Annotated in this window: 15 protein-coding genes; 11 read left to right on the forward strand and 4 right to left on the reverse strand. The window is 69.8% G+C overall.

Going from position 1 to position 17,531, the window contains the following annotated elements; all coding sequences use genetic code 11:
• The first annotated feature begins 163 nt into the window (after positions 1-163).
• Positions 164-400: a DUF3107 domain-containing protein gene (locus tag ACJH6H_RS02115; protein ID WP_135355331.1), complete on the forward strand. Its 237-nt coding sequence runs from the start codon at positions 164-166 to the stop codon at positions 398-400.
• Between the two features lie 68 nt (positions 401-468).
• Here ACJH6H_RS02115 and ACJH6H_RS02120 read toward each other — a convergent pair whose 3' ends face one another.
• Entirely contained in the window at positions 469-1,146 is a 678-nt protein-coding gene (locus ACJH6H_RS02120; RefSeq protein ID WP_212806560.1) for a TetR/AcrR family transcriptional regulator, read from the reverse strand.
• A gap of 224 nt (positions 1,147-1,370) precedes the next feature.
• On the opposite strand from ACJH6H_RS02120, the gene ACJH6H_RS02125 reads away from it, so the two are divergent.
• The 6 genes from ACJH6H_RS02125 (at position 1,371) to ACJH6H_RS02150 (ending at position 7,486) form a co-directional block, all read left to right on the forward strand.
• Positions 1,371-2,417, forward strand: a complete 1,047-nt coding sequence (locus ACJH6H_RS02125) for a DUF3152 domain-containing protein (RefSeq protein ID WP_212806559.1) — start codon at positions 1,371-1,373, stop codon at positions 2,415-2,417.
• Between the two features lie 126 nt (positions 2,418-2,543).
• A complete protein-coding gene (gene moeZ / locus ACJH6H_RS02130; protein ID WP_346416434.1) occupies positions 2,544-3,749 on the forward strand; it encodes an adenylyltransferase/sulfurtransferase MoeZ in 1,206 nt (401 codons plus the stop codon).
• A 36-nt stretch (positions 3,750-3,785) separates the two neighbouring features.
• Complete coding sequence (locus ACJH6H_RS02135; protein WP_406774148.1) at positions 3,786-4,640, forward strand: TIGR02569 family protein; 855 nt, start codon at positions 3,786-3,788, stop codon at positions 4,638-4,640.
• Between the two features lie 58 nt (positions 4,641-4,698).
• Entirely contained in the window at positions 4,699-6,093 is a 1,395-nt protein-coding gene (locus ACJH6H_RS02140; protein WP_318984122.1) for a cytosine permease, read from the forward strand.
• Positions 6,090-6,530: a nucleoside deaminase gene (locus tag ACJH6H_RS02145; protein WP_318984123.1), complete on the forward strand. Its 441-nt coding sequence runs from the start codon at positions 6,090-6,092 to the stop codon at positions 6,528-6,530. The genes ACJH6H_RS02140 and ACJH6H_RS02145 overlap by 4 nt, the downstream gene beginning before the upstream one ends.
• Complete coding sequence (locus ACJH6H_RS02150; RefSeq protein WP_318984124.1) at positions 6,527-7,486, forward strand: 2-oxoglutarate and iron-dependent oxygenase domain-containing protein; 960 nt, start codon at positions 6,527-6,529, stop codon at positions 7,484-7,486. Before ACJH6H_RS02145 ends, ACJH6H_RS02150 begins: the two co-directional genes overlap by 4 nt.
• A 7-nt stretch (positions 7,487-7,493) precedes the next feature.
• Here ACJH6H_RS02150 and ACJH6H_RS02155 read toward each other — a convergent pair whose 3' ends face one another.
• Both ACJH6H_RS02155 and ACJH6H_RS02160 read right to left on the reverse strand, forming a co-directional pair.
• On the reverse strand, positions 7,494-7,790 hold the full coding sequence (locus tag ACJH6H_RS02155; protein WP_406774149.1) for an MGMT family protein: 297 nt from the start codon (positions 7,788-7,790) through the stop codon (positions 7,494-7,496).
• A 2-nt stretch (positions 7,791-7,792) separates the two neighbouring features.
• Positions 7,793-8,599, reverse strand: a complete 807-nt coding sequence (locus ACJH6H_RS02160; protein WP_406774150.1) for an alpha/beta fold hydrolase — start codon at positions 8,597-8,599, stop codon at positions 7,793-7,795.
• Positions 8,600-8,657: 58 nt separating this feature from the next.
• Here ACJH6H_RS02160 and ACJH6H_RS02165 point away from each other — a divergent pair, with 58 nt between their 5' ends.
• Positions 8,658-11,789 carry an ATP-dependent helicase gene (locus ACJH6H_RS02165; protein ID WP_406774151.1) on the forward strand — a complete coding sequence of 1,044 codons (3,132 nt, stop codon included), beginning with the start codon at positions 8,658-8,660 and terminating at the stop codon, positions 11,787-11,789.
• On the forward strand, positions 11,780-15,037 hold the full coding sequence (locus ACJH6H_RS02170) for an ATP-dependent helicase (protein ID WP_406774152.1): 3,258 nt from the start codon (positions 11,780-11,782) through the stop codon (positions 15,035-15,037). The genes ACJH6H_RS02165 and ACJH6H_RS02170 overlap by 10 nt, the downstream gene beginning before the upstream one ends.
• Here ACJH6H_RS02170 and ACJH6H_RS02175 read toward each other — a convergent pair.
• Positions 15,020-15,427: a hypothetical protein gene (locus tag ACJH6H_RS02175; protein WP_406774153.1), complete on the reverse strand. Its 408-nt coding sequence runs from the start codon at positions 15,425-15,427 to the stop codon at positions 15,020-15,022. The genes ACJH6H_RS02170 and ACJH6H_RS02175 overlap by 18 nt on opposite strands.
• Before the next feature lie 60 nt (positions 15,428-15,487).
• Between ACJH6H_RS02175 and ACJH6H_RS02180 the strand changes: the two genes are divergently transcribed.
• Positions 15,488-16,567, forward strand: a complete 1,080-nt coding sequence (locus tag ACJH6H_RS02180) for a TrkA family potassium uptake protein (protein ID WP_212806550.1) — start codon at positions 15,488-15,490, stop codon at positions 16,565-16,567.
• An 8-nt stretch (positions 16,568-16,575) separates the two neighbouring features.
• A complete protein-coding gene (gene nudC / locus ACJH6H_RS02185; RefSeq protein ID WP_346416429.1) occupies positions 16,576-17,502 on the forward strand; it encodes an NAD(+) diphosphatase in 927 nt (308 codons plus the stop codon).
• Positions 17,503-17,531 lie beyond the last annotated feature (29 nt).

Here is a 17,531-nt window from a genome sequence, read left to right on the forward strand (position 1 = left end):
GCCGACAACTGTGACGACGTCGTGACCTCGGCGCCGGCGTTCGCACCGGTTCGCCACCGGCGAACGGCCCGCGGCCACCACGGCGGCCGTCGTCCACTAGCCTCCTGAGGAGAGTTCGACAGCAGCTCGACCGAAGTCTTGAAAACGAATGAAAGGGGTCAGCGTGGAGGTCAAGATCGGTGTCACCGACAGCCCGCGCGAACTGTTCCTCAACAGCGCGCAGACTCCCGAGGAAGTGGAGAAGTTGGTGACCGACGCGCTCGGTCAGGATTCGGGCGTGCTTGCACTGACCGACGAGAAGGGTCGCCGGTTCCTGGTGCAGACCGCAAAGATCGCCTACGTCGAGATCGGCGCTGCCGACGTCCGCCGCGTCGGCTTCGGCGTCACCGGCAAGGACTGACACCGCCCACACGCAAAAGCTGCCCCTTTCCACCATGGAAAGGGGCAGCTTTCTTTGTTCTGGCCGCGTCAGCGGGTGAGTGGAACGTGTGACAGTCCACCCCAGGCGAACTGCACCGTGCCGTCGACGGCCGCGTCCTTGGAGATCGGCCGGTCGTTGTTGATCCAGTAGCGGGCACAGTCGACGCTGATCGCGACGAGCCCGACGGCGATCATCCGGGCGCGATGGGGCTCCAACCCGGAATCGCTGCTCACCAGGTCGAACACCGCGTCGGTGCATGAATCGGTCGCGACCTTCACCTGCGCCGACACCTGCGGCTCGGTGACGTAGTCGTTCTCGAAGATCAGCCGGTAGCCCTGGCTGTCGTGCTCGATGAAGTCGAAGAACGCCTCGACGGCCGCACGCAGGCGCAGCCGGTTGTCGGTGGTGGCGCTCAGCGCGCCGCGCACGCCTTGCAGCAGGTTGTCGACGTGCCGCTGCAGCACGGCCAGGTACAGCTCCAGCTTCGACGAGAAGTGTTGGTACAGGACGGGTTTGCTCACGCCGGCGCGTTCGGCGATCTCGTCCATGCCGGCTGCGTGGTAGCCGCGGTCCACGAAGACGTCGCTCGCCGCGATCAGCAGCTGTCCGCGGCGTTCGTCGCGAGGCAGCCGGTTGCCCCGTCGATTCGTGGTCGGGCCGCCCTGCGCACCGTCGGTTCCGGCTTGCGTGCCTCTGGCGTCTGAGGTGTTGGCAACCTCGCTCATTACGTCCTCAATCTGGCATTGTCCGATCTGGACCCCGCTGTTCATGGCCGCCCAACGTGTTGTTCAGGTTGACCGACCCGGCAGTTTATCGCCACGACACTACTACCGTTAGTTCGCGGCTTTCGCGTGCTACCAGCGGTTCGGCGATTGTGTCCGGTCCCACTTGAACAACCTGGTGGCGTGCCATTACCGGCGTACGCCCAGCTCTGTGCCATCCTGGTTCGGTGACCTACGACCCGGGCCGAGGCACCGGTCGCGTCCCTGTGGTGCGCAATGAGTGGCGTGAGCCGTTGCGCGCGCAGCGGGATCCGGTGGCCGAGGACTCCGGACGGCTGCGGTCCAACCGGGACGACCGGCAGCAGTGGCGCAAGCAGTCCTGGCTGGGCCGCTTCGTATCCACCTACGGGTGGCGCGCCTACGCCCTGCCGGCCCTGGCCGTCGTCACCGGAATCGTGGTCTACCAGAGCATCTCCGGTCCGGCGCCGATCACACCGTCGCATCCGCACGTGCCGATGGTGGGCCAGCCCACCATCAACTCGGCGAGCACCGCGATCGTCGGCGCACCGCCCAAGGGCCTGACGCAGTTCGACGTCAACCTGCCCACCGGCATCCTCCCGGACGGCGGGCCGTTCACCGAGGCCGGCGCCAAGGCCTGGCACATCGTGCCGGGTACCACCGGCAAGATCGGTCAGGGCACCACCAAGTCGGTGACCTACACCGTCGAGGTCGAGGACGGCGTCGACACCACCAGTTTCGGCGGTGACGAGGCGTTCGCCCGGATGGTCGCCGAAACCCTCGCGAACCCCAAGAGCTGGACGCATGACGGGAAGTTCGCCTTCACCCGGCTCGACGCGTCGTCGCCGGAGACACCGGATTTCCGGGTGTCCCTGACCTCGCCGATGACGGTCCGCGAGGGCTGCGGCTACGACATCCAGCTGGAGTCGTCGTGCTTCAACCCGGCGTACTTCCCGGCCGACGGTGGCAAGGCACAGTCCCGCGTCTTCATCAACGAGGCACGCTGGGTGCGCGGCGCGGTGCCGTTCCAGGGCGACATCGGCTCGTACCGCCAGTACCTGATCAACCATGAGGTCGGCCACGCCCTCGGCTTCCGGATGCACGAGCCCTGCGGTGACAACGGCGGGCTGGCGCCGATCATGATGCAGCAGACCTTCTCGACCAACAACAACGACGACGCCAAGTTCGACCCGGAGTCGGTCAAGCCCGACGGCAAGACCTGCCACGTCAACTCCTGGCCGTACCCCATTCCTTAGCCGCCCCTCCCGCGAGCGGCCGTGTCTGTACCCCGACACGCCGTATTCGGCGTACAGGGAGCGCACGCTCGTCGCCGCCGAGCGGCCCCGAAATGTCATGCGAAGCCGCTGATTACTGTTGAGGGCATGGCATCCCCGTCCGGACGCAAGGAGGAAAACGGCTCCTTGCCGCCGCTGGTGCAGCCGGCAGCCGAACTGACCCGCGACGAGGTGGCGCGATACAGCCGCCACCTGATCATCCCGGACCTCGGCGTCGACGGGCAGAAGCGGCTCAAGAACGCACGGGTGCTCGTGATCGGCGCCGGGGGACTGGGTTCCCCGACTCTGCTCTATCTCGCGGCGGCGGGCGTCGGCACCATCGGCATCGTCGAGTTCGACGTCGTCGATGAATCTAACCTGCAGCGCCAGATCATCCATGGCCAGTCCGACGTCGGCCGGTCGAAAGCCCAGAGCGCCCGCGAATCGATCCTGGAGATCAACCCGCTGGTCACCGTCAATCTGCACGAATTCCGGCTCGACACCGACAACGCGGTGCCGCTGTTCGAGCAGTACGACCTGATCCTGGACGGCACCGACAACTTCGCCACCCGCTACCTCGTCAACGACGCCGCGGTGCTGGCGCACAAGCCGTACGTCTGGGGCTCGATCTACCGGTTCTCCGGCCAGGTGTCGGTGTTCTGGGAGGACGCCCCCGACGGGCGCGGGCTGAACTACCGCGATCTCTACCCGGAGCCGCCGGCCCCGGGCACGGTGCCGTCATGCGCCGAGGGCGGCGTGCTGGGGATTCTCTGCGCGTCTGTCGCCTCGGTGATGGGCACCGAGGCCATCAAGCTGATCACCGGTATCGGCGAGTCGTTGCTGGGCCGGCTGATGATCTACGACGCCCTCGACATGACCTACCGCACCATCGCGATCCGCAAGGACCCGGCGACCCCGAAGATCACCGGACTCATCGACTACGACGCGTTCTGCGGCGTGGTGTCCGACGCGGCCGCCGAGGCGGCGGCCGACTCGACGGTGACTCCGCTCGAGCTGCGGGAGCTGATCGACTCCGGCAAGCCCGTCGCCCTGATCGACGTGCGGGAGCCCGCGGAGTGGGCCATCAACCGCATCGAGGGTGCCGAACTGATTCCCAAGTCGACGCTCGACTCCGGGGCCGGGCTGGCCCGGGTGCCACAGGACCGAATTGCGGTGCTGTACTGCAAGACCGGGATCCGCTCGGCCGAGGCCCTGCTCGCCCTCAAACAGGCCGGATTCGCCGACGCGTTGCACCTGCAGGGCGGAATCGTGGCCTGGGCCCGGCAACTCGAGCCCGACATGGTCATGTACTGACGTCAGGTCTGGCCGGGCACACCTTAGTCTGATCGGGTGACCGTCGACCGTCCTCCCGAACATGTGCTCACGGCGTTCGGCCTGACCGGTCTCCGGCCGGTGCCGCTCGGCTCGAGCTGGGAGGGCGGCTGGCGCTGTGGCGAGGTCGTGCTGTCCATGGTCGCCGACAACGCGCGGGCGTCCTGGTCGGCCAAGGTGCGCGAGACGCTGTTCGTGGACGGCGTCCGGCTGGCCCGCCCGGTGCGTGCCACCGACGGCCGCTACGTCGTCGCCGGCTGGCGCGCTGACACGTTCGTCACCGGGACACCGGAACCGCGGCACGACGAGATCGTCTCGGCGGCGGTGCGCCTGCACGAGGCGACGGCCAAGCTCGAGCGTCCACGGTTCCTGACGCAGCCGCCCGCGGTGCCGTGGAGCGACGTCGATGTCTTCATCGCCGCCGACCGCGCCGCGTGGGAAGACCAGCCACTGCAGTCGTTGCCGCCCGGCTCGCGGGTGGTACCCGGGACCACCGACGGCCGCCGTTCGATCGAGCTGATCAATCAGCTTGCGTCGCTGCGCAAGCCGACCCGCAACCCGAGCCAGCTGGTGCACGGCGACCTCTACGGCACCGTGCTGTTCGCCGGCACCGCCGCGCCGGGCATCACCGACATCACGCCGTACTGGCGCCCGGCGTCGTGGGCCGCGGGCGTGGTCGTCGTCGATGCGCTGTCCTGGGGCGAGGCCGACGACGGTCTCATCGAACGCTGGGCATCGCTGCCGGAGTGGCCGCAGATGTTGTTGCGTGCCTTGATCTTCCGGCTCGCTGTGCATGCCCTGCACCCCCGGTCGACGGCCGCGGCTTTCCCGGGGCTGGCCCGCACCGCAGCTCTGGTCCGCCTGGTGCTGTAATTCCGCGCACCGTCGTTCGAATGGCAGCGCGCCCCGTTCGGTGGGAAAGTTACCTCGCATGACGGCTGTTGAACCCACCACCGACGGAACCTACAAAGACCGGATCGCTGCGGTCGAACCCGGTGGCAACGAGTTCATCGCCGAGGCGGACCGGCACGGCAAGCCGAGCCAGCTGTTCTGGACGTGGACGTCGCCCAACATGGAATTCGCGACGGTGTTCGTCGGCATGCTGGCCGTCCTCGCCTTCGGCATGAGCTTCTGGCAGGCGGTCGCCGGGATCGTCGTCGGGACGGGGCTGGGTGCCATCGCGCACTATTTCCTGTCCGCGCGTGGGCCGCTGCACGGCGTGCCGCAGATGGTGCTGGGCCGAATGGCGTTCGGGTTCAAGGGCAATGCGTTGCCGGCGACGCTGATGTCGATCACCGCGGGCGTCGGTTGGTTCGCCACCAACAGCGTCAGCGGTGCGTTTGCCCTGTCCACCCTGTTCGGCTTCGGGCCGCTGATCGGCCTGATCATCATCGTGGTGCTGCAGACGGCGTTCGCGTTCTTCGGTCACAACCTGGTGCAGGCGTTCGAGCGGTGGTCGTTCCCCGCGCTCGTCGTCGTCTTCGGCGCGGCATCGGTCGGAATCTTCGCGCACGCGAATCTGGGTGCGCCCGCGCCGTCGGGCGGCGTCGGCGGACTCGGCGGCTTCCTGCTCACCGTCGGCACGTCGTTCGGCTACGCGGCCGGCTGGACCCCGTACGCCGCGGACTACACGCGCTATCTGCCGTCGGCGGTGTCCACTTTCGCGACGGGGTTCTTCGCCTCGACCGGGTTGTTCATCTCGTGCGCGGTCCTGGAGATCGTCGGGGCGGCATCGGCGACGTTCGGCACCGCGAGCCTGGCCAATCCGACCGCGTCGTTCACGGCCGAGCTCGGGCCGTGGCTGGCCAAGGCGACCCTGCTGGCCATCGCGATCGGCGCGATCGCCGCCAATGCGCTCAATATCTATTCCGGGGCAATGGCTTTCGTGACCATCGGGATCACGTTGCCGCCGCATATCGCGCGGGCGCTGGTGACCGTCTTCTTCGGCGTCGCCGGTTTCCTGATCGCCTGGTGGGCGTTGCCCGACGCCGCGCACAGCTATGAAGCGTTCCTGCTGGTGATCGCCTACTGGATCGGACCGTGGCTGGGTGTGGTCTTCGCCGATCAGTATCTGCGTCGCGGGCAACACATTGCCGGGTACCTCTACGACCGCTCGTACTCGAACTGGCCCGGGCTGCTGTCCTTCGCGCTGGGACTGGGCCTGTCGGTGCTGTTGTTCTCCAACCAGGAGAAGTTCGTCGGTTACATCGCCCGTGCGGTGCCGAAGCTCGGCGACATCACCTTCTTCGTCGGCTTCGTCATCGCGGGTGTCGCGTACCTGGTGTTGTGTCGAAAGAAGATCGCCGCGGAATGCGCCGCCGTATGACCCCTGAGCAGATGCTCGACGTCGCGGTCGCCGAAGCCCGAAAAGGGCTGTCCGAAGGCGGCATTCCGATCGGCGCGGCGTTGTTTCGCGCCGATGGTGAACTCCTGGGCGCCGGGCACAACCGCCGGGTGCAGAACGATGATCCCTCGGTGCACGCCGAGACCGACGCGTTCCGCGCGGCCGGGCGCCAGCGCGGCTACCGCTCGACCATCATGGTGACGACGCTGTCGCCGTGCTGGTATTGCAGCGGGCTGGTGCGGCAGTTCGGCATCGGCGCGGTGGTGATCGGGGAGGCCCGCACGTTCCACGGCGGTCATGACTGGCTGGCCGAACATGGTGTGGCGGTTACGGTATTGGACGACGAGCGGTGCGTGGCCATGATGGAGGACTTCATCGCGGCCCACCCCGAATTGTGGGCGGAGGATATCGGCGAATGAGTGCCATTGCGACAGTGGATATTTCCCGCTGGTATGCCGGCGGAGCCGAGGCCGATGCGTTGGCCGCCGAGGTCGACGAGGGGCTGCAGCGCGCCGGTTTCATCGTGGTCACCGGTCACGGGGTGGACCAGGGGTTGGCGGCTGCGGTGCGCGCGGCCAGCCGGGAGTTCTTCGCGTTGCCCGACGAGGTCAAGCAGCGGTACTCGGTGCCGGTCGGCGGGCACGGCTGGATCGGCCCGGGTGCCGAGGCCAACGGTTACGCCGAGGGCACCGAGACACCACCCGATCTCAAGGAGAGTTTCAGCCTGGGCGCGGAAACGTCGACGGGGGATCCGGAGGTGGACCGAATCTGGTTCGCCCCCAACGTATGGCCCGCCGAGGTGCCCGCATTGCAGACGTTGGTGGATGAATACACCGCCCAGATGCGCCGATTGTCCGACGATCTGCTGGCCCTGTTCGCGCACGCGCTGGGACTGGCGGCGAATCCTTTTGCGGCGCTGGCAGATCGGCCGACGTGGACCATGAACATCAACCACTACCCGCCGGTGAGCGTCGTGGGCGAACCCGAGCCGGGGCAGTTCCGCATCGGCCCGCACACCGATTTCGGCACCGTCACGGTGCTCGACCGGGAGCCGGGCGCCGGTGGGCTGCAGGTGTATTCCGAGGCAGCGGGCTGGGAGGACGCGCCCTGGGAACCGGGCGCGCTGACGGTGAACATCGGAGACCTGCTGGAGTATTGGAGCGGACGACGCTGGCCGTCCGGCCGCCACCGCGTGCTGCCGCCGCAACCGCACGCACCGGAAGAGGACCTGGTGTCGCTGATCTACTTCTACGAAGCCAACCACGACGCGCTGATCACCCCGTTGCAGCCGCCCATCGGTGCGGTGTCCGGGCTCGCGCCGGTGGTCTCCGCGGATTTCATCAAGGAACGGCTGGACGCCATCACCGTCGGCTGAGCGGCCCTCAGAACTCGTGCCGGTACTCCCGCAACCGAACCCGTCCGTCGACCGCCAGCACCCCTTCGGCGCGCAGCCGTTCCAGCTGCCGCGTCGCCAGATGCGCTGCCGGCCGGCCTGATGCGCTGATCACGCGGTGCCAGGGCAGGTCCGAGGAATCGGTCCGCATGATCCAGCCGACGATCCGCGGGCTGGAAAGCTCTGCGGCATCGGCAATGTCGCCGTACGTCGACACCCGACCGGACGGTATCGAGGCGACGAGACCCCGCACCTTCTCCACCTGCTCGTCGGTGACAGCCGCCACGATCAGACCAGGTGACGCCGGATCACGTCGGCGGTTTCGGCGGGCATGGCGTGCGGCACCATGTGGTCGCAATCGAATTCGGTCAGCACGAAGTCGGCGCCGAGCCGGGCCTGCAAACCCGACACGAGCTCGCCGGTGACGTAGGCCGGATGGGTCCGTTTGGCCAGCACCAGCGTCGTCGGTGTGCCCTGCGGCGGCAACACGATCGGGCGGGCCAGCTCACTCCAGTAGGACATCATGGCGGGCAGGCTGATGCGCCAGCCGACGCGTCCGCCCGGCAGGGCGACCAGGTGCTCGTCCAGGTCGCGCTCGAGTTCGCCGGGGTACTTCGCCGAGACCTCGCCCCACGATCCGTTCACCTTCTCGGCGTGGGCCTCCTGACGGTCCGGGTAGTCGGGGGAGCCGAGCATGGCGTCGGCGATCTCGCTCATCCAGCTGCCGTCCAGCCCGGTCGCCGGGTCCAGCAGCACCAGGCCGGACACCAGATCCGGATGGGCGGCAGCGAGATTGAGCGCTATCGCGCCACCGAATGAATGTGCCACCACGACCACCCGCCCGTCGGCCTCGGCCTGGAGGAGGGCCGCCAGGGCCGCGACGTTCTCGTCGATGTTCCACGGCGCCGCCCACGACGAATGGCCATGTCCCAGGAGGTCGGGCGCCAGTACCGCATATTCGGCCAGATACCCGTCCGCCAGTGTCTGCCAGCGCTTTCCGTGGCCGGTCAGGCCGTGCAGGGCCAGGATCTGTGCCGGCCGCGCCGGTCCGTAGCGGTACACCTGCAAGCTCACCCCGTTGATGCTGCCAGACATCGCGGCCGGACGTCGCCGTCGGCCGAACTTGTCGTACCCCCGTGGTTGCATTCCTGCCATGGCCGCCCCGCACTCCGCACTCACCGCGCCCGGCTCGGTTAATGCCCTGACCGAGCCCGGGCAGCGCGGTGTCGTGCGGGTGCTGGGCGGCCCCGGAACCGGCAAGACCGAGCTGCTGATCCGCACGGCGGCAACACATATCGCGGCGGGAACCGATCCGGAGTCGGTGCTCCTGCTCACCGGTTCGGCGCGGCTGGGCAGCCGGGTCCGCGGCGCCATCACCTCGGCGCTGCTGGGCGATACCGGCCAGGTCACCCGGGAGCCGCTGGTTCGCACCCTGCACTCCTACGCGTTCGCCGTGCTGCGGCTCGCCGCGCAGCGTGCCGGTGACCCGCCGCCGCGCCTGATCACCAGTGCCGAGCAGGACGGCATCATCCGCGAGCTCCTCGCCGGTGATCTGGAGGATGGCGACGAGGCGAGCGTGGACTGGCCGCCGCACCTGCGGCCGGCGTTGGGCACCGCGGGGTTCGCGACCGAATTGCGGGACCTGTTGGCCCGCTGCACCGAACGCGGCGTCGACCCCGCGGATCTGCGCCGGATCGGCCGCAAGGCCGGCCGTCCGGAGTGGGTGGCGGCGGCTCGGTTCGCGCAGGTCTACGAGCAGGTCATGCTGCTGCGCAGCGCCGTCGGCATGGCGGCCCCGCAGGCGACGGTGCCCGCGCTGGGCGCGGCCGAGCTGGTGGGCGCCGCGCTCGAGGCCTTCGCGGTCGATCCCGCATTGCTGGACGCCGAACGCGCCCGCATCAAGCTGTTGCTCGTCGACGATGCGCAGCACCTCGATCCGCAGGCCGCGCTGCTGGTGCGGGTGCTGGCGGCCGGTGCCCAGCTGACGGTCATCGCCGGTGACCCGAGCCAGACCGTGTTCGGCTACCGCGGCGCCGAGCCGACGCTGCTGTACGGCCCCGATGACCAGCCGCAGGTGGTGCTGACCGAGTCTCACCGGTGCTCGCCCGCAGTGGCCGGAGCGGTCGCGGCCGTCGCGCGGCGGCTGCCCGGCGTGGACGCGTCCCGGGCTCTGACGCCGGCGACGACGGATCAGCTCGGCTCGCTGGCGGTGCGCGTCGCCAGTTCTCCGCATGCCGAATCCGCGTTGATCGCCGACGCCTTGCGGCGCGCGCACCTGGTCGACGGCGTGCCGTGGTCGCAGATGGCCGTCATCGTGCGGTCGGTACCGCGGGCCGGGACAGCGCTGGCCCGGGCCCTGAGCGCCGCCGGGGTTCCGGTGCAGCAGCAGGCCGGCATGGCGCCACCCGCGCAGCATCCGGCGGTGGGCGCGCTGCTCACGGTGCTGGACTGCATCGCCGACCAACTGACCGGTGACCGGGCACTGGCTCTGCTGACCGGCCCCATCGGCCGCGTGGACCCGGTGTCACTGCGCCAGTTGCGGCGCGCGCTGCGCCGCGCCGACGGCAGCGGTCGCGATTTCGGTGACCTGCTCGTCGAGGCGCTGACCGGAAGTACCGAACACTCGCTGTCCGATCAGCTGGCACGGCCCGTGCGGCGCGTCCGCGCGGTTCTCGACGCGGCGCGCCGGTCGGCGACCGCGGGCCAGGATCCGCGTTTCGTGCTGTGGCAGGCCTGGCACGCCAGCGGGTTGTCGCGCCGGTGGCAGGCCGCGGCAGGGCGTCCGGGTGCGGCGGGGGTGGCGGCAAACGCCGATCTGGATGCCGTCACCGCGCTGTTCGACACCGCCGACCAGTACGTCGCTCGCACCGCGGCGGCGTCCCTCGCCGGCTTGATCGACCACGTCCGCGCTCTCTCCTGGGCGGGTTCGGCTCCCGAGCGCGCCGAGGCCGACGAGGTGGCCGTGCTCAGTGCCCATGCTGCGCTGGGGCGGGAGTGGGACTTCGTGGTCATCGCGGGCCTGCAGGAAGGGTTGTGGCCCAACACCGTTCCGCGTGGGGGCGTACTCGGCACCCAGCAGCTCCTCGACATCGTCGACGGGGTGGGTGACGTGCGCGGCATGTCGGCCACGGCGCCGCTGCTGGCCGAGGAACGGCGACTGCTGGTCGCCGCGCTGGGACGGGCCCGCAACCGCGTGCTGGTGACGGCCGTCGACAGCGACAACGGTGACGAGGCGTTGCTGCCGTCGACGTTCTTCGAGGAGCTGGCGGCCCTGGCCGGCGGCACCGACCCCGACGCCGACGAGCTCCCGGTGCATGCGCCCGCCGTGTTGTCGCCGTCGGCATTGGTCGGCAGGTTGCGGTCGGTGGTGTGTGCTCCCGACGGCGCGGTCGAGGAAACCGACCGGCTCTGTGCGGCAGCGCAATTGGCCCGGCTGGCCGAGGCCGGCGTGCCGGGCGCCGACCCGGCGCAGTGGTACGCCAGCACGGCGCTGTCCACTGCCGAGCCGCTGTGGTCGGGCGACGACCACGTCGTCACGGTGTCGCCGTCGACCGTGCAGACCCTGACCGACTGCCCGCTGCGCTGGATGCTGGAGCGCCACGGCGGCAGCGACGGCCGCGATCTGCGGTCGGCGTTGGGCTCGCTGGTGCACGCGCTGGTTGCCGATTCGGGTCGCAGCGAGGCGCAGCTGCGGGGTGAACTCGAAAAGGTCTGGCAGCAGCTGCCTTTCGATTCGAACTGGTATGCCGACAACGAGCTGGAGCGGTACCGCGCCATGCTGGCGACGTTCACGACGTGGCGGCAGGAGACCCGCGGTGAGCTGACCGAGGTCGGTACCGAACTCGAGGTGTCCGGCACGATCGCCGACGAGGGGCTGCAGGTGCAGGTGAAGGGACGTATCGACCGCCTGGAACGGGACCGTGAGGGCCGCCTCGTGGTGGTCGATGTCAAGACCGGCAAGAGCCCCGCCACCAAGGCCGATGCCCAGGAGCACGCCCAGCTCGCGCTGTACCAGCTGGCGATCGCCGAAGGTGTTGTGCCGCATGGTGATCAGCCCGGCGGTGGCCGGCTGGTGTATCCGGCCAAACCTGCCAAGACCGGCGCCACCGAACGCGAACAGGATCCGATGGGGGAGACGGCGCAGGCGCAGTGGCGGCAGCGGGTGACCGACGCCGCCGCGGCGACGGCCGGGCCGCACTTCGTCGCGCGCGTCGGCTCCGGGTGTGCGACGTGCCCGGTGCGGGCCATGTGCCCGGCACAGGGTACGAAGGGGGCATGCCCGTGACGTACAGCCCTGCCGACCTTGCCGAGGCACTCGGGCTGTTCACCCCGACCGACGAGCAGGCTGCGGTCATCGCCGCGCCGCCGGGACCACTGGTGGTGATCGCCGGCGCCGGTGCCGGGAAAACCGAGACCATGGCCGCGCGCGTGGTGTGGCTGGTGGCCAACGGCTATGCCACGCCGTCACAGGTGCTGGGGTTGACCTTCACCCGCAAGGCCGCCGGACAGTTGTTGCGCCGCGTGCGCACCCGGCTGGCCCGTCTGGCGGGGTCGGGTCTGCTGCCCGGCGTCTCGCTGGCCGACGAGCACGCCACCGTCAGCACCTACCACGCCTTCGCGGGCACCCTGCTCCGCGAGTACGGGCTGCTGCTGCCCATCGAGCCCGCCACCCGGCTGGTCACCGAAACCGAGATGTGGCAGTTGGCTTTTCGGGTGGTGTCCGACTTCCCGGGCCAGTTGCACACCGACAAGTCACCGGCCGCCGTCACCCAGATGGTGCTGCGCCTCGCCGGCCAGTTGTCCGAGCATCTCGTCGACACCGACGCCGTGCGCGACACGCATCACGAGCTGGAGCGGCTCATTCTCACGCTCCCCGGAGGCCCGGGCCAGCGCGGCGGGCCCACCCAGTGGCTGCTGAACCTGCTGGCCACCCAGACCGAGCGGGCCGAGCTGGTGCCGCTGATCGATGCCGTGCACCAGCGGATGCGGGAAGCGCAGGTCATGGACTTCGGCAGCCAGATGTCGGCCGCGGCCCGCCTGGCCGAGCGTTTCCCGCAGGTCGGCGCGCAGCTGCGGGAGCGGTATCGCGTGGTCCTGCTCGACGAATACCAGGACACCGGGCACGCCCAGCGGGTCGCGCTGTCGTCGCTGTTCGGCGGCGGCGTCGACGACGGCCTGGCGCTGACGGCCGTCGGGGATCCCATTCAGTCGATCTACGGCTGGCGCGGCGCGTCGGCGACCAACCTGCCGCGGTTCACCACCGACTTCCGGCTGTCCGACGGGTCGCCGGCCCCGACCCTGGAACTGCGGACCAGTTGGCGCAATCCGCCGCGGGCACTCAGGCTGGCCAACGAGGTCTCCGCCGAGGCGCGGCGCCGCAGCGTGAGCGTGCGCGAATTGCTGCCGCGACCGGGCGCCGAGCCGGGAACCATTCGGTGTGCATTGCTGGATGATGTTGTTGCCGAACGTGATTGGGTGGCCGATCACTTGGCCCGCCGGTACCACGGTGCCGTCGCGGCGGGAGAGCCGGTGCCGACGGCCGCCGTCCTGGTGCGCCGCAACGCCGACGCCGCCCCCATCGCCGAGGCGCTGACTGCCCGCGGGGTGCCCGTCGAGGTGGTCGGTCTGGCCGGGCTGCTGGCCATCCCCGAGGTCGCCGACGTCGTCGCGATGCTGCGCCTGGTCGCCGAACCGACCGCCGGGGTCGCCGCGATGCGGGTGCTCACCAGCGCGCGGTGGCGGTTCGGCGCCGCCGACCTGGCCGCGCTCTGGCGCCGCGCCTCGGAACTGGATGCGCCCGACCCGGCGCGGACGTCCGGGTCGCCCGCCGAGCAGGCTGTCGCGCAGGTCGCCCCCGACGCCGACCACGCCTGCCTGGCCGACGCGATCAGTGATCCGGGCCCGGCCGACCGCTACTCACCCGAAGGACACCGCCGGCTGCTGGCCCTGGCCGCCGAATTGAGCCAGTTGCGTGCGCACCTGCACCAGCCGCTGCCGGATCTGGTCGCCGAAGTGCGCCGGGTTCTGGGTATCGACGCCGAAACCCGCGCGGCCAGTGGGGTTTCCGAGGGCTGGCGCGGCACCGAACATCTCGATGCCTTCGCCGATGTGGTCGCGGGATACGCCGCGCGGCCGGCCGCAGAACCGGACGGCGCAGCATCCATCGCCGGACTGCTGGCGTATCTGACGGCGGCCGCGGAGGTCGAGAACGGGCTGGCACCGGCACAGGTGACGGTGGCCTCGGACCGCGTGCAGATCCTGACGGTGCACGCGGCCAAGGGCCTGGAATGGCAGATCGTCGCGGTTCCGCACCTGGTTGCCCGGGTGTTCCCGTCGACCGCGTCGCAGCGCACCTGGCTGACCGACGCGGGGGACCTGCCGCCGTTGTTGCGTGGGGACCGTGCCGAGCTGTCCGAACATGGCGTGCCGGTGCTCGACACCTCCGATGTCTACGACCGGAAGATGTTGGCGGACAAGATCGCCGCGCACAAGGCGCTGCTCGATCAGCGGCGCACCGATGAGGAACGCCGGCTGCTCTACGTGGCCCTCACCCGCGCCGAGGACACCCTGCTGTTGTCCGGATATCACTGGGGGACGACGGCCGGGAAACCGGCGGGGCCTTCTGACTTCCTGATCGAGATACGCGACATCATCGAACGGGCAGCGCAGGAGGGCCACCCCTGCGGTGAAATCGAGCAGTGGGCCACGGCACCCGCGGAAAATGCCGTCAACCCGTTGCGGGACAACGTCGTCGAGTGCTCCTGGCCCGTCGACCCGGCTGGTTCCCGGCGCGGGGACGTCGACCGGGGCGCGGCCCTGGTGGCCCAGGCGCTCGCCGCAGGGGCCGAAGACCTCGAGGACCGGCACGGCTGGGCTGCCGACGTGGACGCCCTGCTGGCCGAGCGGGAGCGGGCCCAGGAGCGCGGTCCGCTCGACCTGCCGCCGCAGTTGTCGGTGAGCACATTGGTCGACCTGGGCAGCGACCGGTCGGGTGCACTGCAACGGCTGCAGCGACGGCTGCCCGCCCGGCCGGACCCGCAGGCGCTGCTGGGCACCGCGTTCCACGACTGGGTGCAGCGGTACTTCTCCGCCGAGCGGCTGTTCGACCTCGACGACCTGCCCGGTGCGGTCGACGCCGAGCTGGGGCAGGCCGTCGCCGAGGAACTCGCCGATCTGCAGGCCGCGTTCGCCCTCTCGGAGTGGGCGGCCCGCACCCCGATCGACATCGAGGTGCCGTTCGACATGGTGATCGGTGACCGGGTCATCCGCGGCCGCATCGACGCGGTGTTCGCCGATGCCGACGGTGGCTACACCGTGCTCGACTGGAAGACCGGCGATCCGCCATCGACCCCGGAAACGCTGCGCAACAAGGCGATTCAGCTGGCGGTGTACCGCCTGGCGTGGTCGTCCATCCAGGGCGTACCCGTCGATGCGGTGCGGGCGGTCTTCCACTACGTGCGCGCTGGGGAGACGGTGGCACCCACCGACCTGCCCGGCGCCGACGAGCTGGCGGCGCTAGTTCACCTCGGGTGAGTTGCGGTAGATCTTGAGTGCCTGGGTCACCATCGGCACCTGCAACGGCAGCCGGGCCAGTGCCGCGATGCGGGCCGGCCACCCCTTGGGCCACCACAGCCGGACCATGTTGACGTTCGCCGGGAAGACGCTGAGGAAAAGTGCGACCGCGGCCAGCGCGCCCAGCTTGCGGGTACGGGGCAGGAGCAGCGCGGCGCCGGTGGCGACTTCGCCGACGCCCGACGCATAGGTGTAGAACCGTGCCGTGCCGGGGAGTTCCTCCGGGACGATGCCGTCGAAAGGCTTCGGTGCGACGAAGTGCAGGGCGCCCATTCCGACGAGCAGCGCGCCCATTCGGTACGCGGGCGCCTGGCTGGGAGTGGTGTTGGCAGTGCTGTTGGCGGCGGTCATGGTTACATAGTGCTGTGCCGAGCCGTCTCGTGGTGAGTCTCCGCCAGATAATGGAGCCGCATGGCTCGCGTTAGGTTGTCGCGGCGCATGGCCGCGATGGAACAGAACCTCACGAGCCGCCAGAACGCGGATCTGGTTGATGTGCTGCAGATTCCGGAAGCGTTCGTCAGTCCCATCCGCCGGATCGTGCGCCGTGTCATCTACGCGCTGCTGGTGCTCGCCGCCGCGGTGCTTGTCGTGTACCTCGACCGCGACGGCTACCGCGACGCCCAGGAGAACGAGATGTCGCTCCTGGACTGCATCTACTACGCGACGGTGTCGCTGTCGACCACCGGCTATGGCGACATCACACCGCTGACACCGAGCGCGCGCCTGGTGAACGTCCTGGTGATCACGCCCATGCGGATCGCGTTCCTGATCGTGCTCATCGGTACGACCGTCGAGACGCTGACCACGCAGTCTCGTCAAGCCTTGAAGATTCAGCGATGGAGGAGCACCGTGCGCAACCACACCATCGTCGTCGGTTACGGGACCAAGGGCCGCACCGCGGTCCAGGCCATGGTCGGTGACGAGGTCGCCCCCGGAGACATCGTCGTCGTCGACGAGAACCCGGCGGCCCTGGACCGGGCGCGTGCCGCCGGACTGGTCACCGTGGTCGGCGACGCCACCAAGTCGGAGGTGCTGCGCCTCGCCGGCGCCCAGCACGCGAAGTCCATCGTCGTCGCGACCGACAAAGACGCCACCGCCGTGCTCGTCACGCTGACCGCGCGCGAGGTGGCGCCCAAGGCCAAGATCGTCGCCTCGGCCCGCGAGGCCGAGAACCAGCACCTGCTACGGCAGTCCGGCGCCGACTCGACGGTCGTGTCCTCGGAGACCGCCGGCCGGCTGCTGGGCATCGCGACCCAGACGCCGAGCGTCGTCGAGATGGTCGAAGACCTGCTCACCCCCGACGCCGGCTTCGCGATCTCCGAGCGCGAGGTCGAGGCCAAGGAGCTCGGCGGTTCGCCGCGGCACTTGACCGACATCGTGCTCGGGGTGGTGCGCGACGGGCAGCTGCTGCGGGTCGACTCGCCTGAGGTCGACGCCCTGGCGGCCGGGGACCGGCTGCTCTACATCCGCAACGCCGAAGTCGAACGGTAAGCCCCGCGATGAGCGATTTCACCCTGCGTAACGTCCCGCTGCTGTCCCGGGTCGGTGCCGACCGGGCCGACACGCTGCGCACCGACGTCGACGCCGCGATCGCCGGCTGGAAGGACGCGCTGCTGCTGCGCGTGGACCGCCGTAATCAGGTGTTGATCTCCGGTGGCCGGGTGGTGCTCGGGCGTGCCGCGGAACTCGGCGACAAGCCCGACGAGCACGCGGTGTTCCTGGGCCGGATGCCCGACGGCCGCCATGTGTGGGGCGTGCGCGCCGCACTGGAGGAGCCGACGGGCGGGACGGACGCGCCGGTTGAGGTCCTCGACCTGCGCCGGGCCGGGCCGATCTTCGACGACATCAGCGCGCAGCTCGTCTCGACGGCGACGGCACTGCTGAACTGGCATGACAGCGCCCGCTTCAGCGCCATCGACGGCGCGCCCACCAAGCCGATCAAGGGCGGCTGGGCGCGGGTCAACAGCGTCGGCGGCCACGAGGAATTCCCGCGCATCGACCCGGCGATCATCTGCCTCGTGCACGACGGGCATGACCGCGCGGTGCTGGCCCGGCAGACCAACTGGCCCGAGCGGTTGTTCTCACTGCTGGCCGGGTTCGTCGAGGCCGGCGAATCGTTCGAGAGCTGCGTGGTACGCGAGATCGCCGAGGAGATCGGTCTGACCGTCACCGACGTCAAGTACCTGGGCAGTCAGCCGTGGCCGTTCCCGCGTTCGCTGATGGTCGGCTTCCACGCCATCGGTGATCCGGAGCAGCCGTTCTCGTTCAACGACGGCGAGATCGCCGAGGCCGACTGGTTCACCCGGGCCGAGGTGCGCGAGGCCCTCGAGCACGGCGACTGGAACAGCACGGCGGACACCCGGCTGCTGCTGCCCGGCTCCATCTCGATCGCCCGGGAGATCATCGAATCCTGGGCGGCCCAGTGATTTGTGCACGAAAATCCGCGGCCAGCGCG

This window comes from Mycobacterium sp. SMC-21, from assembly GCF_045310825.1.
In the GTDB taxonomy this organism is placed as follows: Bacteria; Actinomycetota; Actinomycetes; order Mycobacteriales; family Mycobacteriaceae; genus Mycobacterium.

Excerpts from the sequence above, each read along its gene's own strand:
- ACJH6H_RS02145 (WP_318984123.1), top strand. The coding sequence starts at position 6,090 with ATGACCCCTGAGCAGATGCTCGACGTCGCGGTCGCCGAAGCCCGAAAA.
- ACJH6H_RS02165 (WP_406774151.1), top strand. The coding sequence starts at position 8,658 with ATGGCCGCCCCGCACTCCGCACTCACCGCGCCCGGCTCGGTTAATGCC.
- ACJH6H_RS02175 (WP_406774153.1), bottom strand. The coding sequence starts at position 15,427 with ATGACCGCCGCCAACAGCACTGCCAACACCACTCCCAGCCAGGCGCCC.
- ACJH6H_RS02170 (WP_406774152.1), top strand. The coding sequence starts at position 11,780 with ATGCCCGTGACGTACAGCCCTGCCGACCTTGCCGAGGCACTCGGGCTG.
- nudC (WP_346416429.1), top strand. The coding sequence starts at position 16,576 with ATGAGCGATTTCACCCTGCGTAACGTCCCGCTGCTGTCCCGGGTCGGT.
- ACJH6H_RS02140 (WP_318984122.1), top strand. The coding sequence starts at position 4,699 with ATGACGGCTGTTGAACCCACCACCGACGGAACCTACAAAGACCGGATC.
- ACJH6H_RS02160 (WP_406774150.1), bottom strand. The coding sequence starts at position 8,599 with ATGTCTGGCAGCATCAACGGGGTGAGCTTGCAGGTGTACCGCTACGGA.
- ACJH6H_RS02120 (WP_212806560.1), bottom strand. The coding sequence starts at position 1,146 with ATGAGCGAGGTTGCCAACACCTCAGACGCCAGAGGCACGCAAGCCGGA.
- ACJH6H_RS02180 (WP_212806550.1), top strand. The coding sequence starts at position 15,488 with ATGGCTCGCGTTAGGTTGTCGCGGCGCATGGCCGCGATGGAACAGAAC.
- ACJH6H_RS02150 (WP_318984124.1), top strand. The coding sequence starts at position 6,527 with ATGAGTGCCATTGCGACAGTGGATATTTCCCGCTGGTATGCCGGCGGA.
- moeZ (WP_346416434.1), top strand. The coding sequence starts at position 2,544 with ATGGCATCCCCGTCCGGACGCAAGGAGGAAAACGGCTCCTTGCCGCCG.